We start from the raw sequence: 25,908 nt of genomic DNA on the forward strand, positions 1-25,908 counted from the left end.
GGGAATCCGTTTCAGGGGAGGTTGTGAACGAAATGCGGAAGTGGCTTGGGCGTTTTGTGTGCGCGGCTGTGTTGTGCGGTTCGGTTTTTATGGCGTTGAATGCGGAAGCGGCGAATCCGGAGTACAAGTGGCGTTTCGGGCAGACGTCGACGAGGGCGACACAGGCCGAGTCGTACAAACTTTTCTGCGAGCTGATCGAGAAGTACAGTAACGGCAGGATAAAGGTGGAGTTCTTCGCCAACAATCTCCTGGGGACGCACGACGAGATCTTCCACGGCGTACAGACGGGAGAAATCGAGATGGCGGGCGTTGCGCCGTACGTAAGTCTCGTCCCCGGCGGAATGTTCAACTGGATGCCATGGACCATGGAGTCGTGGGAAGAATCGATGCTTGCGTTCGCGAGACCGGACGGAGTCCTTTACTCCGTACTCGAGAAGGCGTTCAACGAAGTCGGGATGCACATTCTCTTCACCGTTTCCCAGGGATCCTACGGTCTCGGCAACAATGTCCGCCCCATCAAGAAACCGGAAGACCTCGCGAAACTCAAGATGCGTGTTTCCTCCTCGCTCGGGAGCGCGAAGGGACTGCTGAACATGGGAAAGGGAACTGGCATGACGGCGGAAACCGTGCCCTGGGGCGAACTGTACAACGCGCTGAGCCGCAAGGTCGTCGACGGGTGCTGGTCCATGTGGCCGTCCCTCGTCGAAGAACGGCATTATGAGGTTCTGAAGTATTACACGGCGCTCGACTGGATGTGGGACGCGAATCAGGTCATCATCAACAAGGATCTTTGGGCGAAACTTCCGGCGGATCTGAAGGCAGCCGTGGAAAAGGCCGCCGCAGAGGCAGAGATTCACCAGTACGATGTCCAGAAAAAGGCCATCAAGCAATTCATAGAGTTCCTGTCGAAACAACCGAACTTCCAGATCTACTATCCGACGCCCGAAGAGAAGGCAGCCTTCAGGGCCAAGGCGGACTCTCTGGCGATTTGGGAAGAGATTTGCACTCCGTGGCTGGAAAAGCATTACCCGGGACAGAACATGACCAAGAAGATCCTTGACGGCCTGACGGCAATTCACGAGAAGGTTCTGGCCGAGAAAGCCGCAAAGAAGTAAACTCTTTCTCCTCGGCAAAGACGGGGCGAGACATATTCGCCCCGTCTTTTGCACAGTTCCAGCCGCACTTCGGAAAGGAGATGCACCAATGAAACGGTTTTTCGACAGATTGACGAACGCGGAATTACTGCTCGGGGCCGTAGGTCTTGGAATCGCCATAATCCTGAATTTCTGCCAGGTTGTGAACAGGTATTGGCTTCATTACGAAGTAATGTGGCTTGGAGATTTGATGTTGTATATATTTATATTTGCGATTTATAGCGCTATTTCATACGGTTCTGCGGTAAAAACTCATATTTCGGTAGATATATTTCCGGATGCTTATTTGAAAAATAATAAATTAAAATTAGAAATATATCTTTTGATAAAATATATCGTTACTGTCGTCATGATAGTGTCGTTTGTCCCTTCCGTATGGGTTTTGTTCAAGCGCTCGATGATGTATCCCGAATACGCAACGATGGTTCGCTGGTTTAACCTGAGCTGGCTTTCGTATGTGATGGCTGCGATGGTTGTTCTTGCCATTGCGCACTATTCCTGGCACGCGGCGCAATCGGCCTTCGAGATCCGGAAATGCCTGTGGCTCCGAAGCGAAGGGAAGGAATAGGAAAATGGACTGGGGTTCGACCGTTACGATCGCAGGATTTCTCGTCGGCATTCTTTTCGGGCTCCCGATCGGGTGGCTTTTCCTCGGAGCGACGGCCTTGGGACTGCTCGTTCTCGGAAGTCCTTCAACGTTTATGGCGAATACGTTTTTTCACTCGCTTGATTCCGCGACGATCATGGCCATCGCGTTTTTCGTCTTTTCCGGGGCGCTCATTTCCGATGCCGGGCTCGCCGACAAGATCGTTCGCTTCTCCTATGCTCTGGTCGGCAGGCTGAAGGGAGGGCTTCCCGCGGTCGGGATCGTGGCGACGCTGTTCATGGGAGCCCTTACGGGATCTTCAGTGCCGTGCATCGCCGCGCTGATTCCCCTTCTGGTCCCTCGGCTGGAGAAATACGGCTATAAACGGGTCTACACGACCGCAATCCTGTGTTCCTCGAGCTTTCTCGGGTACCTGATCCCCCCGAGCGTCCCCGCGATGATCTACTGCCTTCTGGCCGGACAGTCCGTCGCAGCATTGTTTCTCGCGACGGTGTTCCCAGGGCTGCTGCTCGCGCTTGGCTACGGGATCATGAACTATTGCGTCGTCAACAGATTCGTGATTCAGAGCGTCGAGAAACCCGTCTTGCCGGCGACATTCGGAGAATCGCTCCGCGAGCTGGGGAAATCGACGTGGGTTGCGCTTCCGGCTCTGGGGTGCCCCGCTCTCATTCTCGTCGGAATCTACGGCGGGATTTTTACCCCAAACGAGGCGGGAGGAATCGCGGCGGTCTACTGTCTTTTCGTCGGGTGGTTCGTCTATCGAGAGCTTTCGTGGGATCGTCTGAAGAACTCATTCTCGAGCACCGTCGGCACTTTCGGAATGACGACGCTTCTTCTCGCGGGCGGGACCGTTCTGACGCGTTTCCTCACCCGACAGGGCGTCGCCCAGGAACTCGCCGCCTTCATGCTCTCCCTGTTCGAAAACAAGTATCTCATCCTGCTCATGCTCAACATCTTCCTCCTCTTCCTCGGAATGTTCCTGGACGGAATCCCGATCCTCGTCCTCGTAGTGCCGCTCGTCATGCCGCTCATGACGCAACTAGGGATCAATCTCGTCCAGCTCGGTTCGATGATGGTCGTCAACGTGGGTATCGGGGTCATGACGCCTCCCTTCGCGATGTCGATTTTCGTGGGATCCCGTCTGGCCGACGTTCCGGCCGGGGAACTCACAAAGACGATGATGCCCTTCCTTCTTTTCGTCGCGATTCCGGTTCTCCTTCTGACGACGTATATCCCCTTCCTCTCCTGCTGGCTCCCCGAGGTCGTACTTGGACCGGAAGTCGTCGGGCTCTGGCGGTAGGGCGGACGTCGCTTGCAGCATACTGGAGGTGCGAATGAATGGATTATGATCTGATTGTCCGGAACGGCGTGTGTTATACAGGAGACGGCAGCGAAGGCGAAATTCGCGATATCGGGATAAAGGACGGAACGATAGCCGCAATCGGCAGGCTGGACGGTGCCGCGGCGAAAAAGATCATCGAGGCGGAGAGGATGGCCGTCGCTCCGGGATTCGTCGATACCCACAGCCATTCCGACCTGGTCGCGCTCTTCGACCCAGCCATCACGAACAAGACCGCTCAGGGCGTTACGACGGACATCATCGGACAGGACGGCATGTCGCTCGCGCCGATCGTTCCGGAATACCTGGAATCGTGGAAGAAGTCGATGGCGGGGCTCGAAGGGCAGTACGAGGTCGAGTGGGACTGGAATTCCTCCGCCGAATACCTCGACCGGCTGTCGCGGCAGAAACTGGGGCCGAATATCGCGTATCTCGTACCGTTCGGAAACGTGCGGCTCTGCGTCGTCGGCCTCGGAATCAGGGAGGCGGCGGACGCCGAGATCCGGAGGATGGCGGACCTCACCGAGGCTGGGATCGAGGCGGGAGCCGTCGGTATGTCCATCGGTCTGATCTACCCCCCGTGTCCGTACGCATCACATCGGGAACTTGTCGAGGTGACGCGGGTGCTGGCGAAGTACGGCCTGCCGTTCGTGATTCACCAGAGAAGCGAGGCCGCCGATATCCTGAAGTCCATGGACGAGGTGTTCGCCATCGGCAGGGAATCGGGATGCCACATTCATTTTTCCCACTTCAAAGTGTGCGGCAAGAAACACGCCAGTCTTTTCGAACCGGTCATGGAGAAGCTCGAGGCGGCGGCGCGGGAGATGCCGGTCTCCGTCGACCAGTACCCCTACACTGCGGGAAGTACGACCTTGAGCGTCGTCATGCCGCCCTGGGCGCACGACGGGGGAACGGAAAAGGCGATTCTCCGCCTGAAGGACGCCGAAGCGCGCGCGCGGATGAAGAAGGATATCGACGCCGGCATTCCGGGGTGGGACAACTTCGTGGATTTCGCGGGGATCGACAACATCTTCGTCTCGTTCGTCAAGACAACGAAAAATGCCGATGTGGTCGGGAAGAGCCTGTCCCAGATCGGCCTTCTCCGTGGAAAGGATCCGATCGACGCAACGCTCGATCTCCTGCTCGAAGAGGATATGTCGGTCGGCATGGTGAATTTTTACGGTCTCGAGGAACACATCGAGAAGATCCTCGCCCATCCGCTGCAAAACGTCTGTACGGACGGAATCCTCGGGTCTCACCCGCACCCAAGGGTCTACGGGACGTATCCCCGTGTCCTCGGGCGGTATGTCCGGGAAAAGAAGGTTCTCGATCTGCGTACGGCCATTCACAAAATGACGGGGCGTCCGGCGTCGATCTTCAGGATAAAGGACAGAGGCCTGCTCCGGGAAGGCTATCGCGCGGACGTCGTCGTCTTCGATCCCGATTCCGTCATCGATACGGCGACCTACGAGGCGCCGAAGCAGTACCCGAAGGGAATAACCCACGTCATCGTCAACGGTCGGATCGTCATCGAAAATTCCGGGTTCACGTCGTCCGGGGCCGGCGAGGTCGTCCGTTTCGCCCGGTGACGTCGTTCAATCCGGTAGCAGAATTCGTGAAGGAGTGATCTTTGCCATGGAAGCACGCGATCGAGAGGCCCTTGTCGCCTTTTGCAGAGAGATGATCAAAAAACCGAGCCTATCCGGCAGGGAGCGCGATGTCGCGGATCTTCTCGAACGGGAGATGCGGGCGCTCGGTTTCGATTCCGTCGAACGGGACGGATACGGAAACGTCATCGGACGCGTTCGTCTCGGTGACGGAGGAAAAAGGATCCTGTTCGAGGGACATATGGATCACGTCGATGTCGCCGATCCGTCGCTCTGGACGCACGCTCCGTATTCCGCGGACGTCTCCGGCGGAAAGATCTACGGCCGCGGAACGACCGACATGAAGGGAAACCTGTCGGCGATGACGCAGGCCGCCGGTCTGGCGAAGAGGAATCTCCGGGGTATCTGCGGAGAAGTCGTCGTCGCGGGATGCGTTCATGAAGAATGTTTCGAGGGGGTCGCTTCGGAAAGTATCGGGAGCCGATGCGCGCCGGACTGTGTCGTCATCGGAGAGCCTTCCTCGCTGAACCTGATGCGCGGACAGCGTGGGAGGGCGGAAGTAGTGCTTGAAACGTACGGCAGGTCCGCGCATTCCTCGAGTCCCGAGGTCGGCGTCAATGCGGTCAAGGCAATGGTACCTCTGCTTGCCCGTCTGGAACGCCGGTTCGTTCCGGACGAGCACCCCGTTCTCGGAAAGGGCATCATGGAACTCACGGACATCATATCGACTCCGTATCCCGGAGCCAGCGTCGTTCCCGAGAAGTGCAGAGTGACGTTCGACCGGCGGCTCCTCACCTCCGATACGGAGGAGCATGTCCTCGAACAGGTCCGGCATGTGATCGACGAACTGATCGCCGAAGGGAGCGACCTGAAGGCGTCCGTTTCCATCGCGAGGGGAGCCGACACGTGCTATACGGGGGAGAAAATCGAAGCCGCCCGCTTCGCGCCCGCGTGGTTGTACGAGGAAGACCACTGGTTTGTCGCGGCTGCGTTGAACGGCCTGCGTTCCGTGGGGCTGGAGCCGAAAGTCGGGCACTACGCGTTTTGTACGAACGGAAGCTACTACGCCGGAAAGGCCGGAATTCCGACGATCGGTTTCGGAGGATCGAAAGAACATCTCGCGCACGTTGTGGACGAATACATCGAGATCGAACAGCTCGAAAGAGCCTGCGACGGGTACCTGGGGATCGTACGGTCCGTTCTCGGGGGGAAAGTGACGCGATAGCGCGTCCGGACGAGAGCCGGCCCCTTTCGAAAATGTCGGAAAAGACGCTGGGAAAAAAAACTGGAGAAAATGCTGTACAATATTGCGTATGGAACGCGACAATCATAACGAAGCGAAATAACTGAGAGGGGGGGCTCGGATGCCTCCCCTTTTGTGGTTTGGGGACCTGTCCCGATGAGATGTGAAGGAGGTCTTTCATGTACGATCTCGTCGTTCGCGGAGGAACTGTTGTAACGGGAGATGCGGTTCTGGACACTGATATCGCCGTGGCGGACGGGCGCATCGCCGCGCTGGGGTCCGGATTTGCGGGCGCGAGGGAGATCGATGCGGAGGGCAAGCTCGTTTTTCCGGCCGGAATCGACCCGCACACGCACATGGCACTGCCCGTCGGCTCTTTGTGTTCGAGCGACGATTTCGAGTCGGGAACGATCGCCGCCGCCTGCGGCGGTATCGGAACGATCATGGATTTCACCGTCGGAAGCGCCGGGAGTTCCCTGACGGAAGACATCCGGAGGCGACTGTCCGACGCGTCGTCTTCCGTCGTCGACTACGCGCTGCACGCGGAAGTCGTCGGATGGAGCGCGAAACGGCCCGCGCAGATTCGCGAAGCGGTCGAAACGGGCATCCGGAGCTTCAAGTTCTACACGACCTACGAGTCGTCCGGAAGACGTTCGGAGAACGGCGCCCTGTTGCGCGCCTTCGACACGATCGCCGGACTCGACGGAGTCGCTCTCGTTCATGCGGAGGACGAGAGCATGATCCGGACGATCCAGTCGGAGATGAGCGCCGGAGACAAGGCGAAGATATCCGGACTTCCGCTCTCCCGCCCGGATTTCTGCGAGGCGGCCGCAATATCGTCGATCGCCTGGCTTGCGTGGTACACGGGAGTCCGGGTCCACATCGTCCACGTGAGTTCCCGTATGGGGCTCGACGAAGTTCGCCGGGCGCGCGACGATGGAGCCGACATGACGGCCGAGACCTGTCCGCAGTACCTTCTGCTCGCGAAGGACGCTTACGACCGTCCCGAGGGACATCTCTTCTCGGCGGCACCCGCGCTCCGGACGCAGGAAGACCAGGACGCCCTCTGGAACGCGCTCGCCGACAGGGAAATCGACTTCGTCGCCACGGACCATTGTCCCTTCACGAAGGAACAGAAGACGTGGAAGGGATCGTTTGCGGACCTTCCGTACGGACTGCCGGGCGTCGAGACCATGATGTCGCTCGTGTATTCCGAAGGGGTCGACCGGGGTACCCTGACGTTGTCCGATATGGCGTGCGTCTGTTCCGAGAACGCCGCGCGCCTCTACGGCCTGTATCCGAGAAAGGGGGCCATCCTTCCGGGAGCGGACGCGGACCTCGCGATCTTCGATCCGTCCGTCGAGTGGCGCCTGTTCGCGAAGGATCTTCACATGAAGACTGATTTCTCTCCGTATCAGGGGTGGACGATCCGGGGGAAGAACCGAATGACCATCTCCCGCGGCGAAGTGATCGTCGAGGACGGAGAATATACGGGCGCAAAGGGGCGTGGTCGTTTCCTGCCGCGATAGGACTGATAGATGCCATAGTTTTTGCCAATCACCCCGCCCGTCAATGTGCGGAGTGTGCGAAACCAGAGCCAGAGGAGGAAGTGTGTTTATGGAAAAGCGGATTCCAGTACCCAGCGACATCGAAATCGCACAGTCTTCGAAGATGGAACCGATCGTCGACATCGCGAAAAAGCTCGGCATCGACGAAGAGGAACTCGAGCTCTACGGTAAATACAAAGCGAAAGTCATGCCCTCCGCTTGGGAGCGCGTGAAAGACCGAAAGGACGGGAAGCTCGTCCTCGTGACCGCCATCACGCCAACTCCCGCGGGAGAGGGCAAGACGACGACGACGGTCGGGCTTGCGCAGGCGCTTGTCCACATCGGAAAGAGCGCGTCGCTCGCGATCCGCGAACCGTCGCTCGGTCCGAGTTTCGGCGTCAAGGGAGGAGCGGCCGGAGGCGGGTATTCCCAGGTCGTTCCGATGGAGGACATCAACCTTCATTTCACGGGCGATCTTCACGCGATCACGACCGCGCACAACCTGCTTTCCGCGATGATCGACAACCACCTGCACCAGGGGAACGAGCTGAATCTCGACCCGCGGAGGATTACGTGGCGGCGAGTCATGGACCTCAACGAGCGGGCGCTGCGGCACATCGTCCTCGGACTCGGCGGCAAGGCCGACGGAATTCCGAGGGAAAGCGGATTCGACATCACGGTGGCCTCCGAGGTCATGGCGATCCTGTGTCTCTCGCTCGACCTCATGGACCTCAAGGAACGCATCCGCAAGATCGTCATCGGGTTCACCTACGACGGGAAACCCGTCACGGCCGGCGACATCGGGGCCGCCGGGTCCATGGCGCTGCTTCTCAAGGACGCCATCAAGCCGAACCTCGTCCAGACGCTGGAGGGCGTTCCCTCGTTCATCCACGGCGGGCCGTTCGCAAACATAGCCCACGGCTGCAACAGCATTCAGGCGACGCGGCTCGGTCTCAAGACCTCCGATTACTTCATCACGGAGGCGGGATTCGGCGCCGATCTCGGGGCTGAGAAGTTCCTCGACATCAAGTGCCGTCTCGCGGGACTGACCCCGTCGGCAGTCGTCATCGTCGCGACGGTTCGCGCGCTCAAGATGCACGGAGGCCGCAAGAAGAACGAGCTCACGGTCGAAGATCTCGCAGCGCTCGAAAAGGGGATGACCAATCTCGAGAAACACATCGAGAACATCTCCCGTTTCGGTCTGCCCGCAGTCGTCGCGATCAACCGCTTCCCGACGGACACGAAGGCGGAACTCGACCTCATCGAGAAGAAGTGCAACGCGCTCGGTGCGTCGGTCGCACTCTCCGAGGTCTGGGAGAAGGGCGGCGAGGGAGGCGTCGATCTCGCGAAAAAGGTCATCGAAGCGTGCGAAAAACCGTCGAAGTTCACGCACCTCTACGACGCGGAACTTTCGCCGAAGCAGAAGATCCAAGCGATCGCGAGGGAGATCTACGGTGCGGACGGCGTGACGTACACGGATCAGGCGGAAAAGGATCTTCAGATGATTCACGAACTTGGAAAGGACACCCTGCTCATCTGCATGGCGAAGACGCAGTACTCGCTTTCCGACGATCCGGCGAAGCTCGGCCGTCCGTCGGGATTCACGATCACGGTGCGCGAAGTGCGCCTCTCGGCGGGAGCCGGGTTCCTTATCCCGATCACAGGGGCGATCATGACGATGCCCGGACTGCCGAAAAAACCCGCCGCCCTCTCGATCGACATCGACGAGAAGGGGCAGATCAGCGGACTGTTCTAGGCAGACGCCCGGCGATCTGCGAGCGAAGCGAGCAAAGAAGCCGAGGCGGTCGCCTATCCCGAGACGGAGCCGAGGGGAAGCGGACGCCCCGGGGTGAGAGCCTCTTTATGAGAAAAGGAAGGTGTTTGTATTGAGCGCACAAATCCTCGACGGGAAGGCGATATCCGCTTCGATCCGGGAACGGGTCAGGGCGGAAGTCGAACGGCTGAAGGCGCGGGGGATTGTCCCCGGGCTTGCGGTCGTCCTCGTGGGCGAGAACCCGGCGTCCAAGGTCTACGTCGGGCAAAAGGAAAAGGCTTGTCTCTCCGCGGGATTCGCATCTTTTCTGCATCGTCTTCCGGCATCGACGTCGCAACATGAGCTCCTCGAACTCGTCGACGGACTGAACAGGGATCCTTCGGTTCACGGCATTCTCGTCCAGCTGCCGTTGCCGCCACAGATCGATCCGGATACGGTGATCTCGGCGATCCGTCCGGAGAAGGACGTCGACGGATTCCACCCGATCAACGCCGGCAAACTGCTTGCGGGACTGCCCTGCATCGAACCCTGTACGCCGAAGGGCGTCATGCACCTCATCGCCGAGACGGGAATCTCACTCGAAGGCAGGGAGGCGGTCGTCGTCGGGCGGAGCAATATCGTCGGAAAGCCCGTCTCCCTGATGCTGCTTTCGAAGAACGCGACCGTCACGGTGTGTCACAGCAGGACGAAGAACATCGCGCAGCACCTGCGGCACGCCGACATCATCGTCGCCGCCGTCGGCCGGCCGCGCTTCGTCACGGCCGACATGGTCAGGGAAGGGGCCGTCGTGATCGACGTCGGCATCAACCGTCTCGACGAAGGACTTGTCGGCGACGTCGATTACGAAACCGTCGCGGAAAAGGCGTCGTGGATCACGCCGGTTCCGGGCGGCGTCGGTCCGATGACGATCGCGATGCTGCTGCAGAACACCCTGGACGTGGCTTCCGGCAGGATCTGACGCAAACGGACACGCACGCTAAAAAGGGCCTTTCCGGAAAACGACCGGAAAGGCCCTTTCGCTTTTTCGGGGCCGGGGCGCTACGACTGCGTCCTGTTTCTGAGCTGACCGCACGCGGCGTCGATGTCGGATCCCTTTTCCCTGCGGACTTCGTACTCGAGGCCGCACTCCGCGAGGGCGGCTCCGAACGCCTTGAGGCTCTCTAGGGGAGAACGCGCGAACGCGGAATCCGTCGAATTGCAGGGGATGAGGTTCACGTAGGCGGACATTCCCGAGAAGAGGGCCGCGAGCTCGTAAGCGAGGCTCGGATCGTCGTTGACGCCGTCGATCGTGACGTATTCGACCGTGATGCGCTCTCCCGTCTTCTCCTGGTAATACCGGAGAGCGTCCATGAGCTGCGGAAGGGGGTAGCGTTTGTTGACGGGCATGAGCTTCGTCCTGAGCTGGTCGTTCGGAGCGTGGATGGAGACCGAAAGGCGGATCGGGAGCCCCGAGTCGGCGAGGTTCCTGATACCGGGGACGATGCCGGACGTCGAGATCGTGATGTGGCGGGCGCCGAGGTTCCGCATCTTCGGGTGATGCAGGATTCGGATGGATTTCAGGACAGCATCTTCGTTGAGAAGGGGTTCGCCCATTCCCATGAAGACGATGTTCGAGACGGGTTCTTTCGATCGCCATTCGATCGCGAGAAACTGTCCGACGATCTCGCCGACCGTGAGGTTGCGCCGGAAGCCGGACTGTCCCGTTGCGCAGAAGGAACAGTTCAGCGGGCACCCCGCCTGGCTCGACAGGCACGCGGTGCTGTAGTTCCCGTGATCCATGAGGACCGCCTCGATTCTTTCCCCGTCCTCCATCTGCCAGAGGAACTTCCGGGTTCCGTCCTGCGACGTCTGCTCCCTGACGAGTACGGGCGGCATGATCAGAAGCTCGTACACGAGACGTTCCCTGAGTTCTTTCGAGAGATTCGTCATCGAATGGATCTGGAAGACCTTCTTGTCGTAGATCCAGCCGCAGATCTGGTCCGCGCGGAAGCGCGGCTGGCCGAAGCGCTCCGTCACGAGCGACACCCATTCGCCGTATTCGAGATCAAGCGCCTTCACCGGTTCCTGCATGATTCTCCATTCCTCCCCGTGGGCGCGTGGCCCCGTCGATTTCTGCGTTCATTATATCGTCCCGGAAGTCCTTCGGAAGGGGGAATGGAGACGAGTTCTGTGTTCGGGAATCACGATGGAATAAAAATACCAATAGTGGGTATTTCGTCAAATATTGATTTATGGAAAAGAAAGACAGAAAAGCTGGACATCCCGATGCTATCGGGTAGACTTCAAATATACAGAAAATTATGTATGCGCGGTTCAGACCGAGGAGGGGTAGAAATGGCATCGATTCGAAAACTGATACTCGCAGCGTGCGTTCTCCTGTGTTTCGCGGGTGCTTCCCTTGCGGCGGACATAGCCCTGACATCGGCCGGACAGAGTCCGGACGCGATGATGGTCCGCGTCGTTCTGAAGAAGCTCGGCGTCGAGGCGGATTACGATCCGCTGATGAAGCCCGAGGCATTCACTCAGAAGATCCTGATCGTCGTCATCGGCGGAAGTTCGAAGGGGCTCGGCGCAGCGGGAATCGACAAGGACCAGGAGATCGCCCGCCTGACGGCGCTCCTGGAGACCGCGTCCGAAAAGGGCGCGAAAATCCTCGCGATGCACGTCGGCGGCGAAGGGAGGCGCGGAAAGCTCTCCGACGAGTTTATCACCGCGGTCGCTCCGTCGGCCGCGAAACTGATCGTCGTCGACGGCGGCGACGCTGACGGGATTTTCGCGAACATCGCGAAGGAGAAGAAGATTCCCGTCCTCGGGGCCCCGAACGTGAGCGGAGTCGCCGGGCCGTTGAAGGCGATCCTGACGGAGTGGGGCGTCGCGACGAAGTAGGAGGCCGCCATGAGCTGGTTCTGGCCTGAAGGCTTCTACGCGGCGGCAATGCTCGGGGCGTTCGCGGCGGGGGCGTTTGTCTTCCGGCTCCCGATCGCGATCGCGATGTCCGCCGCGGCGGTGCTTGGAGCGCTTCTCGGAGGCGAAGGCGTGCCGATCCGTCACCTGGTTGAGGGCGCGTTCGGATACATCGACACGATCCTCATTATCGCGTCGGCGATGATCTACATGAAGACGCTCCAGAAGACGGGGCTTCTCGAATCCCTCGCGGCATTCGTCATAAGGAAGTTCCGCAACAGTCCGCTGTCGCTGTCCCTCGGACTCGTGGGGATCGTCATGGTTCCCGGTATGATCACGGGATCGTCGACGGCCGCTGTCCTCACGGCGGGAGCGCTCGTCGCCCCGGTGATGATGCGTCTCAACGTCCCCGCGGACCGTGCGGGAGCCCTCATCGCGATGGCGGCGATCTACGGGATGATCGCCCCTCCGGTGAATATCCCCGCGATGATCATCGGCGGCGGCATCGACATGCCATACGTCGGGTTTGCGGGCCCCCTTCTCGCGTGCACGCTTCCGCTTGCGGCCTACTCCGCGGTGACGCTCGTATATCCGTATCTCCGCGCTTCGGGCGGAGGAGGAACGGAACTCGAGACCGAACTGCAGAGGATGGAACGTGTCCCGCTTTCATGGCGTCTCCTGATTCCCGTGTGGGTACTCGTGATTCTGATGGCCGGGGAGCAGTTCTTTCCCGAAGTCTGGCCGCCCCTCGGTCTGCCGGTCGATTTCGTCCTCTCGGCGCTCTCGGCGCTCCTGTCCGGATCGCGCTTCGATCTTCCCGAGGCCTCGACCGAGGCGATCCGCGACAGTCTGCCGGTCATGGGAATCCTCATGGGCGTCGGGATGTTCATTCAGATCATGACGCTCATCGGGGTCCAGGGGTTCGTCGTCGTCTCGGCGCTTGCGCTGCCTTCGGTCCTCATCTACCTCGCGATCGCGACGACGATCCCGCTCTTCGGTGCGATATCGGCTTTCGGAGCGGCGTCGATTCTCGGAGTCCCGTTCGTCCTCGCGCTTCTCGGAAAGGATACGATCGTCGTGACGGCGGCGGTCAGCCTCATCGCCGGGCTCGGAGATCTGATGCCGCCGACGGCGCTCGCCGGGATCTTCGCGGCGCAGGTCATCGGGGAGGACAACTACTTCGTCGTCCTGCGCCGGTGCATCGTTCCAGGACTTGTCACCGCGATCTGGGGCATCGTTCTGATCCTCGGTGCGAACGGTGTTGCCGCAATGCTGAACTAGGGAGGGGCGTCGCATGACAATGACACTTGTGTACCGTTTTCTCGTCCTCGTGATTCTGGCGCTCGCGATCCGTTGCATGTTCCGGGAGCGGGACTTCTGGAAGCAGGCTACGGCCGCGCTCGTCGTCGTGCCGCTCGTACTGCGGCTCCTGATGATCAAGTGAGGGGGGAGGACATGAAGCGACTGCCTGCGCCCTCGTGGAAGACGGCGTTCGTGCTTCTGTGTCTCGCGATCCTCGTCGCGTATGTCGCGGCCCGGGACTTCGGCTCGATGCGCCGTCCCGACGAATTTGTCCCGACGGAGGGGTTCGCGAGGAAGATGCTTTCGGAGTACTTCCCGCCGCTGAAAGGGACCGACGCGGATACGCCCGTCTTCATCCGGGAAGGCAAGGAGCCGGGAGGAACGGTGCTCATCCTTGGCGGGACGCACCCGGTGGAATCAGCCGGGATCCTCGCGGCGACGGTCTTTCTCGAAAACGCGTCCGTTTCGCGCGGCCGCCTGATCGTCATTCCGAACGCGAACGCGATGGCGCTGACCCACAACTCTCCGCAGGAGGGGCATCCGCAGCGAATTGCGCTCACGCTCCGCGACGGAAGTGTCCGGACCTTCCGCTACGGGTCGCGCGCGACGAACTCGACGGATGAGTGGCCCTTTCCGGAGATCTACGTCCACCCGGCGTCGGGACAGAAGCTCTCCGGAAAGGAACGGAGCAACCTGAACCGCTGTTATCCCGGCGTACCCGACGGATCGATGACGGAGCGTCTCGCCTACGCGATCGTGCAGCTTATCCGGAAGGAAAAGGTGGACCTCGCGTTCGACCTTCACGAGGCGTCGCCGGAATATCCGGTCGTCAACGCGATCGTCGCGCACGAACGGAGCATGGAGCTTGCGGCGATGGTCGCGATGGAGCTCGAGGGACTCGGCATTCCGATCCGCCTCGAACCGTCGCCGAAAAATCTTCGCGGACTGAGTCACAGAGAATGGGGCGACGCGACAGATGTGTTGCCGATTCTCATGGAAACGGGGAATCCGAGTCAGGGGCGACTCCGCGGACGAACCGACGAACGTCTGGTCCTGACGGGCGAGGACAAGGCATACACGAAAGCCGCCGCGCTCGGTCGTCTGTTCATCCCCTACGGGGGGAATCAGCCCATAGCCTATCGGGTTGCGCGCCATGTGACGGCGGTCAGGATATTCGTCGAGAACCTCGACATGGTGCGACCCGGGAAAGGGGTGACGCTGGAAGGCATTCCCGGGTACGAGGAGATCCTGAAACAGGGTGTGGAATCGTTCCTGAAACCTGTTCCTAAAAAACGGGAGGTGGAGATATGAAACGTGTTCTGATCTGTGTCGGGATTCTTGCGCTTCTTGTCACGGGAGCGGCGGGCGCCGCCGATGTCGTCGACGTGCGCGCGAAGAACGGGATGGTCTCGTCGGCGCACGAGCTCGCGTCGAAGGCCGGGGTTGAAATCCTGCAGAAGGGCGGCAACGCGGTCGACGCGGCCGTTGCGACGCAGCTCGCGCTGAACGTCGTCGAGCCCAACGCTTCGGGAATCGGCGGCGGCGGATTTATGACGATCCGGATTGCGAAAACGGGCGAAGTCGTCGTTCTCGACTATAGGGAGATCGCTCCGCTCTCCGCGACGAAGGATATGTTCGCCTCGGAGGAATCGAAAAAGGCGAAGGAGTCGGAACTCGGAGGAAAGGCGATCGGCGTCCCCGGCGCGGTCAAGGGGATGTTCACAGCGCTCCGGAAGTACGGGACCATGTCGTTCGCGCAGATCGCCGAACCCGCACTTCGCCTCGCCGAGGAAGGATTCGAAGTCCATCCGATGCAGCAGCAGATCATCACGGATGAGTTCGACAAGCTCACAAAATACAGCCCGAAGTGCGCTTTCATCGTCGACGGACTTCCCGCGCAGAAGGGAACGATCCTGAAACAGCCCGAACTCGCGAAGACATTCAGGATGCTCGCGAAGGACGGTCCGGACGCCTTCTACAAAGGCTCCATCGCCGACGCGATTGTCGCGTCCGTGAATGCGGCGGGCGGCAGGATGACGAAGAAGGACCTCGCGAACTATGAACTCGTCGTACGCGAGCCAATCATGGGGAACTATCGCGGATACTCGATCTTCTCGGTTCCGCCCGCATCGAGCGGCGGAACGCATATCGTCGAGCTGCTGAATATCATGGAAACCTTCCCGGTCGGAAAGTGGAAGCACAATTCGGCGCAGCACCTCCACACGCTCGCCGAAGCAATGAAGCTCATGTACGCCGACCGGGGCGCTTTCATGGCGGATACGGCGTTCGTCACGGTCCCGCTCAGGGGGCTCGCCGACAAGGGATATGCGGCCAAACGCGCCGGGCTCATCAAACAGATGGAGGTCATGAAGGAAGTCGCGGCCGGAGATCCCGCCGCGTTCGAGAAAGGCGCGCAGAAGACTGCCGATCTCCGCGGTGGCGGCGAGAAACACATCTCCACGAGCCACTTCTCGGTCGTCGACGCTCAGGGGAATATCGTCGCATCGACGAACACCGTGAACTACTTCTTCGGATCGGGCGTCATCGTCCCGGAATACGGCTTCGTGCTGAACAACGAGATGGACGACTTCGCCTTCAGCCCCAAGAGCGTCAACGCGCCCGAACCCGGCAAGCGACCGCTCTCCTCAATGTCCCCGACGATCGTCACCGATCGCGAGGGCAGACCGTTCATCACGTTCGGCTCGGCCGGAGCGACGCGGATCATCAGCGCGCTCGCGCAGATCCTCATGAACGTCGTCGATTTCGGGATGACAATGGACCAGGCGATCGAACAGCCGAGAATCTTCAATTTCACGAGCGGCGGCAAGGCCGGCAAGCTCCTCGTCGAAACGGGCGTCGACCCGAAGGTCGTCGACCTCCTGAAGCTCCGCGGGCATGATCTCGAGGTTCGCCCCTTCGGCGGCTATTTCGGAACGTCGCAGGGAATCATGTTCGACTGGAAGAACGGAACGATGGACGGTGGCGCCGACAGCCGCCGTCTCGGAGTCCCCGTCGGATACTGATCGGGTCCGACGGTTCGTTTCCGGCGGACGGGAAAGACCGGGGCGGGAAACCGCTCCGGTCTTTTTTTCCCGGAGACACCTCGCCCGGGGTAGAATAGAACCGACAGGAGGGGGTCGGAAAGTGTCGTTTTTCTCGTTCCAGCGGCGTCCGGCGCCGGAAGTCCGGATTCTCGTCACGGGGTGTCGCGGCAAGAGTTCCCTCGTGCGCCTCGTTACGGTCGGACTTCTGGCCTGCGGTCGTCGCGCACGGGGACGGATCACGGGGGTCGTACCGAGGGAGATCGGCCCGGAAGGAGAGTTCCAGATCCTTCGCGCCTCGGGTGCGCACATTTCCGAGATGCGGTGGTGGCTCCGCTCACTGCCGGCGGATACGGACGCTGTCGTCCTCGAGAACAGCGCCGTATCGCCGGATTTCCAGGAGGCCGCGGTCCGTTGGCTCGATCCGACGCTTGTCGTTTTCACGAATGTCCGGGAGGATCACCGGGAGGTCTGGGGGGTGGGGACCGACGACGCGGCCCGTGTTCTGACGCGCGGCCTCGCTCCTCGAGTTCCGGTCGTGATCCCGTCCGGAGAAGCTGCGCACCCGCTCGTCTCGGCGGCGGCGGACAGACTCGGATGCCGTCTCGTGCGGGTTCCCGAGAATCCGGACTTCCGCGAGGGGAATATCGCGCTCGCGCTCGCGGCCTGCGGCGCATCGGATGCTCGGGGAGAGGCAGTCGAGGCTGCGATGCGGTCGCTCCCGCCGGACATCGCGGACTTCCGCATCTTCCCGCTCGAGGGCGGGGAGCTCGCATACGCCTTCTCCGCCAACGACGTCGAGTCGACGACGCGGCTTTTCGAGTCGCTTCGCTGGCTCCCCGAAGAGACGACGCTCCTGTATAACGGACGCGGCGACCGGCCCGGACGTGATGCCGCGTTCGAGAGTCTGTTCGCCGAAAGGCGGTGGAAGGGAATCGTCAGGATCGACAGCGAAAGCGCCGGGGAAGGAGACGACGCGACCCTCCTGATGTCGATTTCGGGGAAGGGACACGTATTCGGCTGCGGCAACGTCGCCGGGGCACCGCTCCGTCTCCTGTCGCTCCTCGCCCGGGGGAGCTCGCGATGAATCATCCCGATGGAGTCGCGATCCTCCTCGGCATCCTTTTCGGTATGTTCTATGTCCGGCAGACCGGTGAGAGTCCGGGGGGCATCATCACCCCGGGGCTCGTCGCGATGCGTCTCTCCGATCCCGCGGCCATCGGCGTCTCCCTCGGCGTCGCCCTCGCGCTCGGCGTCGCCCTCAGGCTCCTTTTCAGGGTCATCCCCGTCTACGGCCGCCAGCGCGTCGCGCTCGCGATGGCCTGTGCGCTCGTCATCCGGCTCCTCCTTCCCGGGGAATGGTTCCGTGAAGGGACCCCCTGGCTCGGATGGGTGGCGCCGGGACTCATCGCCGCCGATGTGGAGCGGCAGGGGATTCCTGCGACTCTCTCGGGGCTCGCCTCCGTTTCGATCGCCGTGTCCTGGGGAACGTCCCTCGTTGCCACGGTGACATCCCTGTGGAGGTGACGTCACCGTGACTCCGGAGGAATTTCTCGCGGCCCAGGCGCGCTTCGCCCGCGTTTGCCGGTTCCGTCTCGTGCTGCTCGCGTGCGTCCTCGCCGGGCTCTGGCTGCTCTCGCGGAGGGCGACGCTCACTCCGGACGAGGCCGCCCTCCGCGACAGGGTCCGTTCTGCGGAAGCGGCTCTCTCGATCATGCGATCCGCGGAGAACGCGGCGGATCCCCGGCGACTCGGCGTGATCGGTGTCGAATGGAGCCCGATTTCGACCACGATCGGAAATCCCGCGGCGAAGCGGACGGCCGCGGATCCGCTCTGGTCCGTCGTCCTGTTGCGGGAGATGCGGCGAATGGGACTCCGGTCCGGGGATCGAGTCGCGATTCTCGCGTCGGGGTCGTTCCCGGGGTTCGTTCTCAACGCCCTTATGGCCGCCGAGTCCCTCGGATGCCATGTCCTGTTCGCGGCGTCGCTCGGCGCGTCTCAATGGGGAGCGAACGATCCCGCGTGTCCGTGGCCCCTGATGGAGATGTTTTTCCGGCGTTCGGGGTTCATCCGGACACCCGCGTCGTGGTACACGCTCGGCGGCGACGGCGAAACGGGCGGCGGCATCGGCGACGAGGGACGGATTATCCTCATGCGCGCGGCCGCGGCCGCAGGGGTTCCTGTTATCGCCGAAGGCGGATATGGCGAAGTCCTGGCGGAGAAGATACGTCGCCTCGAGGCGTTCTCTCCGCGTCTCCTCATCACGATCGGCGGATCGAGTACCTTCTTCGGCGCCGGCAACGAACACGCCGGAAACGGATTCCTTGAGAGCGGCGTTCCCGTCAGAGACGGGAGCGTCGTCGGATGGGCCATGTCGCGCCGGATCCCGGTCTTTCACGCGATCGACTTCCGTTCGCTTTCGGAGCGTTTCGGAGTCCCGTTCGACGGGGCGTCCTCCGGACCTGCCGTGATGCGGGCGGCGCCGGCGATCGCGGGGCTCGCGGTCTTCTTCGCAGCGCTCGCGACACACGCGCGATGGAGGATCGACCGGAGATGAAGAAGGCGATTCCGAAGGGGAAAACGTTGTTCCTGACGGGAATCGTCGCGCTGATTCTCTGGGTTTTCGGACACAGGCTTCCGGTCCGGGATGTCCTCGAACTTCTCGGAACGGCCGTGGAACGCTCCGACAGCGGGTATCTCCTCGCCGCCGCCTCGTTTCTCGTCGGCATCAACTGCCTTCGCGCGACGTGCCTGTACGTCGGCTGGTTTCTGATCGGCGACAGCCTCGCGGAGATGTTCCCCGGATGCGGACGGCCCTCACGCCTCATTCCCGTCATCGGCATTCCAGCCTGTTATTCGCTCGCGCCTTTCTTCATCGAGCGGACGTTGCTTCATTTCGGAACCCCGGCAGCGCTTTCGATCGCATCGGTCGTCCTCCTGAAATACCTCACGGCGGACATCAGGGACTGGGGCGGGCGCACGATCGCGCTCGCGATGTTCGTCTGTTCCTTCCAGTGGCTCGACGTCATGCCCTGCGTGACGGCGTGGGGCGCCGGGCGCGGGGAACTTTCGACGGCGATCAAGGCCGTCGCGGGACTCATGGGGATGGGGAAAGCGCTCGACATCGCTGGCGCGCTGATCGGGACCGGAATCTTCCTGTCGGGCGTCATCATGACGCGACTCCTCGTGAGTTACAGCTCGCGGCTCCACCATCTCGCGCTCCTCCGCCGGCGAGAGCGGGAGCTCGCCCGGATGCGCGAGGAACGCCTCCGCGACCGAACGATCCGCGAGCAGCAACACCTCGTGCATGATCTCAAACGGCCGCTCACGGTCGTTACGGGGCTCGCCGACGTCATCCGCGAGACGGGGAGCCCGGACGCGAAGGCACACGCCGACGTTATCCTCAGGTCGTGCCGTTCGATGGACGACATGGTATCGGAGATCCTTCACGGCGAGTCGAAGCGCATCATTCCCCTCTCGGCGCTTCTCGAATACGTTCTGAGCCAGGCGAGTTCCCTCTCGTGGAGGCAGCGAGTGGTCGTCAGGGGATCGAAAGAGGATCTCGCCGTTCCGGTCGGGATCAATCTGGTGCGCCTCTCGCGCGCTATCGTCAATCTCCTCGAGAATGCCGCACGTGCGAGCGACGGAGCGATCGAACTCATTTTCGGCGTCGAGGGGGACGATGCCGTGATCTCCGTCCGCGACCACGGGCCCGGATTTCCCGAAGAGGAATCCGGAGCGGGATCGGGGTGGAATTCGACGGGGATCGGCCTCCGGTACGTTACAATGGTTGCGGACAGCCACGGCGGTTCGCTCTCGACGGGTAACGACCCGGATGGCGGAGCCGTCGCCGAACTGAGAATCCCGACGGGAAGGAGCGAACTGCGGCAATGACACTCCACATCGGCGTGATCGACGACGACAGGGGAATCCTCTACACGCTCGAAGCCATGGGGACGACGTCCGGATGGTGCATGCACTGCACGACGGAGCCCGAGACCTGCCTGGGCTGGGTGCGCCACGACGAAATCGACATGCTCCTCGTCGACTACCACATGCCGGTCATGAACGGTCACCAGGTCATCAGGCGCGTCCGGACCCTCAGTACGCGCGTCGTTCTGATCGCGCTCACGGTCGAGGACGACCCGAACCTCGCCTCCGAACTGATCCTCGCCGGGGCGGACGATTTCATCACGAAGCCCGTGAGGCTCGCGGATTTCGCGGCTCGCGTGAGGCTTCACGAGCGTATCCTCGGGCACAGGGACCAGCTCAACTGGGAAGAACGCAAGAAGGGAGTAAGCCGCGATACGATGCGCACGGTCATGGAGTTCGTCAGAACCGCGCCCGAGCCGGTCGTCTGCGACGATGTGGCTGCCGGGTGCGGTCTCGCGTACGTCACCGCGCACAGGTATCTCGAACACCTCGCGGAGCGCGGAATCGTCATCCGGCGGGATGTCGTGGTGCAGGACGGACGCCCGGGACGGCCGAAAGCATTTTATGAATGGCGTCCGTAAATTTGTGCTATTATAACCTGCACTTGCGTTCAGGTTTATCCTATTTTGTGAACATGGGGGTGTTGCTGGTGAGAAAGGTCGTGGGATTTTTTGCCGTTGTGTGTCTGTTTTCTCTTCTTTTCGGGATTGCATGGGCTGCGGAACCGATAAAAATCGGGTATCTGGCGACGCTGACAGGCGAAGGAGCGACATGGGGAGCGCATGAACGGGACGGCGCGATTCTGGCGGTCGAAGAAATCAACGCGGCGGGCGGCCTTCTCGGACGTCCTCTCGAACTCGTGACCTACGACGTCCGCGGACGGGCGGAGGACGCCATCAACGCGGCGCGCCGGCTCGTCGAGGTGGATAAGGTCGTCGCCATAGGCGGCACCAACTACAGCGGTCTCAACATCGCGATCGGACCTATCGTCGACAAGGGCATGGTTCCGCAGATCGGCACATTCTCGACGAATCCGACCGTAACTGTCGACCCGAAGACGCAGAAACCGCGCCCTTATTCCTTTCGGATCTGTTATACCGATCCCTATCAGGGAAAGGTCATGGCCGAGTACTTCTACAACAAACTGAACGTCCGCAAAGCCGCGATCATTCACGACATCGGCAGTGAATACTCCGAGGGGCTCAAGGAGTACTTCGTCAAGACGTTCAAGGGACTCGGCGGCGAGATCGTCGGCGTCGAGGCGTTCCGGAGCGGCGACGTAGATTTCCGCGCGCAGATCACGAACCTCAAGAAGAGCGGTGCGGAGGGGATCGTCCTGCCTCTGCTTTACAAGGAAATGGCGCTCATCATCAAGCAGACGGCCGAAATGGGATGGAAGCCGTATTTCATCGGCGGCGACGGCTACAGCCCGAACATGTACGAAATCTGCGGCGACGCGATGGAGGGAAGCTACTGGGTGTATCACCTGAGCCCGGATGATCCGATCCTGACGCCGCTTAAGGAAAAGTTCACAAAGCGCTTCAACGCGGAACCGACGGAGATCGTCAATACGGTTGCCGCGTACGATCTGATCTACTGGGTCGCCGATGCGATCCGGCGCGCCGGGAAGGCGGAGGGACCCGCGGTCCGCGACGCCATCGAGTCCGCGAAAGACCTGAAGCTGCTTCACTTCACGCTGACGCTCGACAAGGCGACGCACAACCCGCTGAACAAGCCCGCGGCGATCCTGCGGCAGGAAAAGGGAGTCCTCAAGTATCTCGAGACGTATCAGCCACAGACGGAGTTCTAGCAGAACGCAACTGTCGGGCGTGTGACGCGTCCGTCACGAAACAACGAAAGCCCCCGCGAGTCAGACGGCGGGGGCCTTTTTTCATACCGGAAGGGGGGCTGCCTGAAATCTTGGAAGCAGCCCTCCCCGACCGCGGTCGCGCGCGGGAGAGCAATACGGCGGCACAGAAAAAGGACCGAAGGCTTGAGCCTCCGGCCCGGGGACTCCGATTTTACGACGGCCTCATCAGGATCGACGCCCGCCTACTTGAACCACTTGGCTTTCATCTTGTCGAGTTCGCCGGATGTTTTCATCGCATCGAGCGCCTTGTTGACCGCATCGACGAACGCCTTCTCGTCGAGATTCATCGCGAGCGCCTTACCGGCGCCAGTGATTTCCTGCTCGAACGCGATCCTGATCTTACCCGCGAAATCCTTCTGCTCGACGAACTTCTTCGCGACGGGGATGTCCATGAGCGTCGCGTCGACACGGCCGAGAGAGACCTCCCGGGCGCAGTCGTCGAACTTCTGGAACGCCTTGACGGTCACGCCTTCGATCGTCTTCGCGAAGGTCTCCTGGACGGTCCCGAGCTGCGCCGCGACGCTCTTGCCCTTCAGATCGGCAAGGGTTTTCAGCGAGTCGTTGTCGGCCTTCACGAGAAAGGCGCTCATGGAGATTTCGTAGGGCGTCGAGAAGGCGACCTTCTTCGCGCGTTCGGCGGTGGCGCTCATGCCGGCGGCGATAAGATCGATCTTCTTCGAGAGCAGGGCCGGGATGAGGCTGTCGAAGGGCATGTCCACCCACTCGACCTTTTTGCCGAGCTTCGACGCGATCGCTTCGGTCATTTCGATGTCGAATCCGACGAGGTTGTTCTTGTCGTCGCGCGACTCGTACGGAGGATACGTGCTCTCCGTTCCGACGCGGATGACTGCGTTATCGAGAACGGCGGCTCCGGCGGATGTCACCATGAGACACAGCAGTGCGGCGATTCCCAAAAGACGTTTGACCATAAAATCTCTCCTCCTCAGTAAAATAAGGTTCATATCCATCCTAGAAAGTGTACCCGCTTTTCTATGCTTGTCAACGCCAGGAGAGCGTGATTCGGAGCGTCCCCTTCACGCCCTTTTCCGAGGGGTCGACGAGAACGATCCTGAGAAGCTGACCCTTCCGGTAGAAGAGGTTGAGCGGACGTTTCCCCCCGGAGACGAGTTCCGAGAGGCGGATCCGCGCTCTGGGAGTGACCGGATCGTCGCTGAGGTAGAGGAGGAGCTGAACGTCGTCCGCGAACGGATCGCCCGAGTAGTCGGCGGCGATCCCCGAGAGGGAGGCGGTTTGCGGCAGTCCGCCGAGCTTCGTGCCGAAGTCGACGAGTACGGCCTCATTTCCCGAGAAGACGGGCGTCCCCTCGAACACCTGGAAGGTCTTTGCGGAGGGGTCCGCTTCACCGGCCTTCGATTCGTGCGCTGCGGAAGGCTGCGGCGCTCCGGCGCCGAAGCCCCCGTCGAGCATCTCGAAAGCGCCCTTTCGCATCTTCATGGCCGCGGGGGCCGGAAGCGGGGCGCCGGGAGAGAGAAACGCGTCGGACCATCCGGCCGGAAGGGCGTTCGCGACCGGAACCGTGCCCTTGATCTTCTTTCCAGCTTCGGTCCGCGTCGCGACGAACGCCGTCTCGGAGCACGCGACGCCGTATTTCAGCGACTCCGCGACAAGGAGGCCGCGAAGGAGCTTTCGCGCCTCCGCGCGGGTGTTTTCGGCGTACACCTTCGGCTTTGGCGCGTCTCCGGAGAGCGGGAGGCTGTCGGGGTCGTACCCGAGGTTCCGGAGCGCCGTGAAGAGCGATTCGCCGCTCCGTCCCGCCGTCAGGAGAAATTCGAGCCCGGTGACTCGTCCCGCTCCGGCGAGAGCCCGGATCGCCCGGGACTGTTCCGGCGTCGCATCGATGACGGCGGCGTCGATGGGGTCTTTCAGGAGCGGTGAGGAGAGCCGGAAAAACGGCGTTCCGTCTCCGGCGGGGTATGATCCGGCGATGGCGATCGACCGTTCGGGGGGAAGGTCTCCGAGATCGAGAACCGTCCGTCCGGCGCCTGCCTGGATGACGCGTCTGCCCGCGGCGATGGCGTTTTTCCGTCCGATCTCGAGAACGGCGTCCGGAATCACCGGCGCGGACCACTCCTCGAGGACCTCGGAAAATGCGGTCGTGATGTCTTCCTGTTCGGGCGAACTCGTCAGGAAGCGCGCGACGCCGCCCCCACGCTCGGCAAGCTGCGTCGCGAGGAAGGAGTTCGGCGCGGCGTCGATGCACAGGACGCTGATCCGCCGCCTTTCGGGATGTCCGAACTCCCCTTCGGCGAGCCGGAGGAGGCGTCCCTCGTCGGAGACCTGCGCGTCCGTGACGATGACGATGTTCCGCGAGAACGGCCCCTTCTCCCGCGGGATGGCGACGGCCTGCTCGAGAGCGACGCCGAGTTCGGTGCCTCCGGTGAGCCGGCTCTTCAGGACGAACTCCGTGATCTTCGCGATGTTCTCCCGCGTCGCGGGGAGCGGCTTCTCGGAATACCACATCGTGAAGTTGTGGAAGACGCCGACGGCGACGCGGTCGCGGTCCGTGAGTCCGCCGAGGAAGCGTTTCACGGTCCAGTCGGAGGATTCCCACTTCGCACCCTCCATCGAACCGGAGTGGTCGATCAGGAGGATGACCTCGCGCTGCTGCGTCGCGATTGCGCCGGGGGACGGAGGGGTGAGCGTCGCGAGGAAGAACGTCTCGCCGGTTTCCTTCGGGTCGCGGATGATCTGGAGACGCGGGGCGTCCGGATTCCGGAGAGGCGTCCAGCGGAGGACGAAATCGCGGTCGGGAATGACCTCGCCGTCCTTCAGACGGACGACGGCGCCATTCTCTCCGGGGGTTGCGGAGATCGCGTGAGACGGGCTCTCGATGCTTCCCGGCCCCGTGACCGTGAGATCGAGGGAGAAGCGGTGCCCCGGGTCGCGCATCGTGAGGAGGGGCTGTCCCTTCGCGTGGGGGGACGTCAGCTCGTCGCTGCGGACATAGCGCGGAGCCGTGGTCAGCGGGACGCGGAGGGTCCACCCCGGTCCCTCGGTCCGGGCGAGCTGGACGTACTCCGTCGTGACGCGAACGTCTTGGCCGGGATGGATCCCGGCGACCCAGAGCGTGAAGACGTCGGGCGATTCGCGCGTCAGGAGCGTCGACTGCCGTCCCTCGGATACGGCCTGGGCGTGTTCCTTTTCGGCCTGTTCGCGCTCCTTCAGAACGGCCTCGATCCGGACGTCGCCGAACGCGACGGAAACCCTCGTGACGGCCGCGTCGCCGGGATTCGGAAAGCGGTAGACCGCCTGGATGACCGCACCGGACTGTTCCTTCGAGAAGCCGAATGTGTGCGTGACGGAGATCGACGCGAGCGGCCCGGAGAGCGACCCCGAAAGTTCCGTCCGCCGGAGCGGAACGAAAACGGGAGCTTTGTCGGCGTCCTTGTTGACGATGGTCATCGCGGCGTGTCCGTCGCCGCGGGAGTTGTAGTAATGGACGCGGTTGAACGCCGCCGGGGCGGGGGAGGCCGCGAGGATGACGGCGGTGACCGCCGCGGAAAGCGACATTCCGAATGAACGCAGGAAACGTATTCCGGTACGCATCGGACTTCACCTCGATCATG

General features: G+C 61.7%; 22 protein-coding genes. 19 read left to right on the forward strand and 3 right to left on the reverse strand.

What is annotated here, in order from left to right:
• Positions 1-32 precede the first annotated feature (32 nt).
• From ACZ5IU_RS12225 to folD, 8 genes are all read left to right on the forward strand, one after another.
• Complete coding sequence (locus ACZ5IU_RS12225; RefSeq protein WP_464417704.1) at positions 33-1,115, forward strand: TRAP transporter substrate-binding protein; 1,083 nt, start codon at positions 33-35, stop codon at positions 1,113-1,115.
• 88 nt (positions 1,116-1,203) lie between these two features.
• The gene (locus ACZ5IU_RS12230) at positions 1,204-1,722 is read left to right on the forward strand and encodes a TRAP transporter small permease (RefSeq protein WP_464417706.1); all 519 of its coding nucleotides are present in this window, start codon (positions 1,204-1,206) and stop codon (positions 1,720-1,722) included.
• Positions 1,723-1,726: 4 nt separating this feature from the next.
• A complete protein-coding gene (locus ACZ5IU_RS12235) occupies positions 1,727-3,061 on the forward strand; it encodes a TRAP transporter large permease (protein WP_464417708.1) in 1,335 nt (444 codons plus the stop codon).
• 38 nt (positions 3,062-3,099) lie between these two features.
• Positions 3,100-4,689 (forward strand): N-acyl-D-amino-acid deacylase family protein, encoded by a 1,590-nt coding sequence (locus ACZ5IU_RS12240; protein ID WP_464417710.1) that lies wholly within the window; start codon positions 3,100-3,102, stop codon positions 4,687-4,689.
• 46 nt (positions 4,690-4,735) lie between these two features.
• Positions 4,736-5,932, forward strand: coding sequence for a YgeY family selenium metabolism-linked hydrolase (locus tag ACZ5IU_RS12245; protein WP_464417712.1), 1,197 nt, complete (start codon positions 4,736-4,738; stop codon positions 5,930-5,932).
• Between the two features lie 197 nt (positions 5,933-6,129).
• A complete protein-coding gene (hydA, locus tag ACZ5IU_RS12250; protein WP_464417714.1) occupies positions 6,130-7,479 on the forward strand; it encodes a dihydropyrimidinase in 1,350 nt (449 codons plus the stop codon).
• Between the two features lie 88 nt (positions 7,480-7,567).
• Complete coding sequence (locus tag ACZ5IU_RS12255) at positions 7,568-9,253, forward strand: formate--tetrahydrofolate ligase (protein ID WP_464417716.1); 1,686 nt, start codon at positions 7,568-7,570, stop codon at positions 9,251-9,253.
• Between the two features lie 130 nt (positions 9,254-9,383).
• Positions 9,384-10,229, forward strand: coding sequence for a bifunctional methylenetetrahydrofolate dehydrogenase/methenyltetrahydrofolate cyclohydrolase FolD (folD, locus tag ACZ5IU_RS12260; RefSeq protein ID WP_464417718.1), 846 nt, complete (start codon positions 9,384-9,386; stop codon positions 10,227-10,229).
• A gap of 80 nt (positions 10,230-10,309) precedes the next feature.
• Here folD and rlmN read toward each other — a convergent pair whose 3' ends face one another.
• Positions 10,310-11,341, reverse strand: a complete 1,032-nt coding sequence (rlmN, locus tag ACZ5IU_RS12265; protein WP_464417720.1) for a dual-specificity RNA methyltransferase RlmN — start codon at positions 11,339-11,341, stop codon at positions 10,310-10,312.
• 264 nt (positions 11,342-11,605) lie between these two features.
• Between rlmN and ACZ5IU_RS12270 the strand changes: the two genes are divergently transcribed.
• The 11 genes from ACZ5IU_RS12270 (at position 11,606) to ACZ5IU_RS12320 (ending at position 22,261) form a co-directional block, all read left to right on the forward strand.
• Complete coding sequence (locus ACZ5IU_RS12270; protein ID WP_464417722.1) at positions 11,606-12,157, forward strand: DUF6305 family protein; 552 nt, start codon at positions 11,606-11,608, stop codon at positions 12,155-12,157.
• 9 nt (positions 12,158-12,166) lie between these two features.
• Positions 12,167-13,456 (forward strand): TRAP transporter large permease subunit, encoded by a 1,290-nt coding sequence (locus tag ACZ5IU_RS12275; protein ID WP_464417724.1) that lies wholly within the window; start codon positions 12,167-12,169, stop codon positions 13,454-13,456.
• Between the two features lie 13 nt (positions 13,457-13,469).
• Positions 13,470-13,619 carry a hypothetical protein gene (locus ACZ5IU_RS12280; protein ID WP_464417726.1) on the forward strand — a complete coding sequence of 50 codons (150 nt, stop codon included), beginning with the start codon at positions 13,470-13,472 and terminating at the stop codon, positions 13,617-13,619.
• Positions 13,620-13,630: 11 nt separating this feature from the next.
• The gene (locus ACZ5IU_RS12285; RefSeq protein WP_464417728.1) at positions 13,631-14,788 is read left to right on the forward strand and encodes a succinylglutamate desuccinylase/aspartoacylase family protein; all 1,158 of its coding nucleotides are present in this window, start codon (positions 13,631-13,633) and stop codon (positions 14,786-14,788) included.
• Positions 14,785-16,500 (forward strand): gamma-glutamyltransferase, encoded by a 1,716-nt coding sequence (gene ggt, locus ACZ5IU_RS12290; protein WP_464417730.1) that lies wholly within the window; start codon positions 14,785-14,787, stop codon positions 16,498-16,500. Before ACZ5IU_RS12285 ends, ggt begins: the two co-directional genes overlap by 4 nt.
• A gap of 121 nt (positions 16,501-16,621) precedes the next feature.
• Positions 16,622-17,605, forward strand: coding sequence for a Mur ligase family protein (locus ACZ5IU_RS12295; protein WP_464417732.1), 984 nt, complete (start codon positions 16,622-16,624; stop codon positions 17,603-17,605).
• Positions 17,602-18,045, forward strand: a complete 444-nt coding sequence (locus tag ACZ5IU_RS12300) for a poly-gamma-glutamate biosynthesis protein PgsC/CapC (RefSeq protein ID WP_464417734.1) — start codon at positions 17,602-17,604, stop codon at positions 18,043-18,045. Before ACZ5IU_RS12295 ends, ACZ5IU_RS12300 begins: the two co-directional genes overlap by 4 nt.
• 7 nt (positions 18,046-18,052) lie before the next feature.
• Positions 18,053-19,075 (forward strand): poly-gamma-glutamate system protein, encoded by a 1,023-nt coding sequence (gene pgsW / locus ACZ5IU_RS12305; RefSeq protein ID WP_464417736.1) that lies wholly within the window; start codon positions 18,053-18,055, stop codon positions 19,073-19,075.
• Complete coding sequence (locus ACZ5IU_RS12310) at positions 19,072-20,412, forward strand: sensor histidine kinase (protein ID WP_464417738.1); 1,341 nt, start codon at positions 19,072-19,074, stop codon at positions 20,410-20,412. Before pgsW ends, ACZ5IU_RS12310 begins: the two co-directional genes overlap by 4 nt.
• Entirely contained in the window at positions 20,409-21,032 is a 624-nt protein-coding gene (locus ACZ5IU_RS12315) for a response regulator (protein WP_464417740.1), read from the forward strand. The genes ACZ5IU_RS12310 and ACZ5IU_RS12315 overlap by 4 nt, the downstream gene beginning before the upstream one ends.
• A 68-nt stretch (positions 21,033-21,100) precedes the next feature.
• The gene (locus tag ACZ5IU_RS12320; RefSeq protein ID WP_464417742.1) at positions 21,101-22,261 is read left to right on the forward strand and encodes an ABC transporter substrate-binding protein; all 1,161 of its coding nucleotides are present in this window, start codon (positions 21,101-21,103) and stop codon (positions 22,259-22,261) included.
• Positions 22,262-22,503: 242 nt separating this feature from the next.
• Here the strand turns inward: ACZ5IU_RS12320 and ACZ5IU_RS12325 are convergent, their stop codons facing one another.
• Together ACZ5IU_RS12325 and ACZ5IU_RS12330 are read right to left on the reverse strand one after the other, a co-directional pair.
• Positions 22,504-23,250, reverse strand: coding sequence for a transporter substrate-binding domain-containing protein (locus tag ACZ5IU_RS12325; protein ID WP_464417744.1), 747 nt, complete (start codon positions 23,248-23,250; stop codon positions 22,504-22,506).
• A gap of 70 nt (positions 23,251-23,320) precedes the next feature.
• A complete protein-coding gene (locus ACZ5IU_RS12330; protein ID WP_464417746.1) occupies positions 23,321-25,888 on the reverse strand; it encodes a VIT and vWA domain-containing protein in 2,568 nt (855 codons plus the stop codon).
• Positions 25,889-25,908: the final 20 nt, after the last annotated feature.

Source organism: Lactivibrio alcoholicus, from assembly GCF_055390895.1.

Bases quoted from the DNA above. Each gene is read 5' to 3' on its own strand.
- ACZ5IU_RS12225 (WP_464417704.1), top strand. From the start codon at position 33: ATGCGGAAGTGGCTTGGGCGTTTTGTGTGCGCGGCTGTGTTGTGCGGT.
- ACZ5IU_RS12230 (WP_464417706.1), top strand. From the start codon at position 1,204: ATGAAACGGTTTTTCGACAGATTGACGAACGCGGAATTACTGCTCGGG.
- ACZ5IU_RS12235 (WP_464417708.1), top strand. From the start codon at position 1,727: ATGGACTGGGGTTCGACCGTTACGATCGCAGGATTTCTCGTCGGCATT.
- ACZ5IU_RS12240 (WP_464417710.1), top strand. From the start codon at position 3,100: ATGGATTATGATCTGATTGTCCGGAACGGCGTGTGTTATACAGGAGAC.
- ACZ5IU_RS12245 (WP_464417712.1), top strand. From the start codon at position 4,736: ATGGAAGCACGCGATCGAGAGGCCCTTGTCGCCTTTTGCAGAGAGATG.
- hydA (WP_464417714.1), top strand. From the start codon at position 6,130: ATGTACGATCTCGTCGTTCGCGGAGGAACTGTTGTAACGGGAGATGCG.
- ACZ5IU_RS12255 (WP_464417716.1), top strand. From the start codon at position 7,568: ATGGAAAAGCGGATTCCAGTACCCAGCGACATCGAAATCGCACAGTCT.
- rlmN (WP_464417720.1), bottom strand. From the start codon at position 11,341: ATGCAGGAACCGGTGAAGGCGCTTGATCTCGAATACGGCGAATGGGTG.
- ACZ5IU_RS12270 (WP_464417722.1), top strand. From the start codon at position 11,606: ATGGCATCGATTCGAAAACTGATACTCGCAGCGTGCGTTCTCCTGTGT.
- ACZ5IU_RS12275 (WP_464417724.1), top strand. From the start codon at position 12,167: ATGAGCTGGTTCTGGCCTGAAGGCTTCTACGCGGCGGCAATGCTCGGG.
- ACZ5IU_RS12280 (WP_464417726.1), top strand. From the start codon at position 13,470: ATGACAATGACACTTGTGTACCGTTTTCTCGTCCTCGTGATTCTGGCG.
- ACZ5IU_RS12285 (WP_464417728.1), top strand. From the start codon at position 13,631: ATGAAGCGACTGCCTGCGCCCTCGTGGAAGACGGCGTTCGTGCTTCTG.
- ggt (WP_464417730.1), top strand. From the start codon at position 14,785: ATGAAACGTGTTCTGATCTGTGTCGGGATTCTTGCGCTTCTTGTCACG.
- ACZ5IU_RS12300 (WP_464417734.1), top strand. From the start codon at position 17,602: ATGAATCATCCCGATGGAGTCGCGATCCTCCTCGGCATCCTTTTCGGT.
- ACZ5IU_RS12310 (WP_464417738.1), top strand. From the start codon at position 19,072: ATGAAGAAGGCGATTCCGAAGGGGAAAACGTTGTTCCTGACGGGAATC.
- ACZ5IU_RS12315 (WP_464417740.1), top strand. From the start codon at position 20,409: ATGACACTCCACATCGGCGTGATCGACGACGACAGGGGAATCCTCTAC.
- ACZ5IU_RS12325 (WP_464417744.1), bottom strand. From the start codon at position 23,250: ATGGTCAAACGTCTTTTGGGAATCGCCGCACTGCTGTGTCTCATGGTG.
- ACZ5IU_RS12330 (WP_464417746.1), bottom strand. From the start codon at position 25,888: ATGCGTACCGGAATACGTTTCCTGCGTTCATTCGGAATGTCGCTTTCC.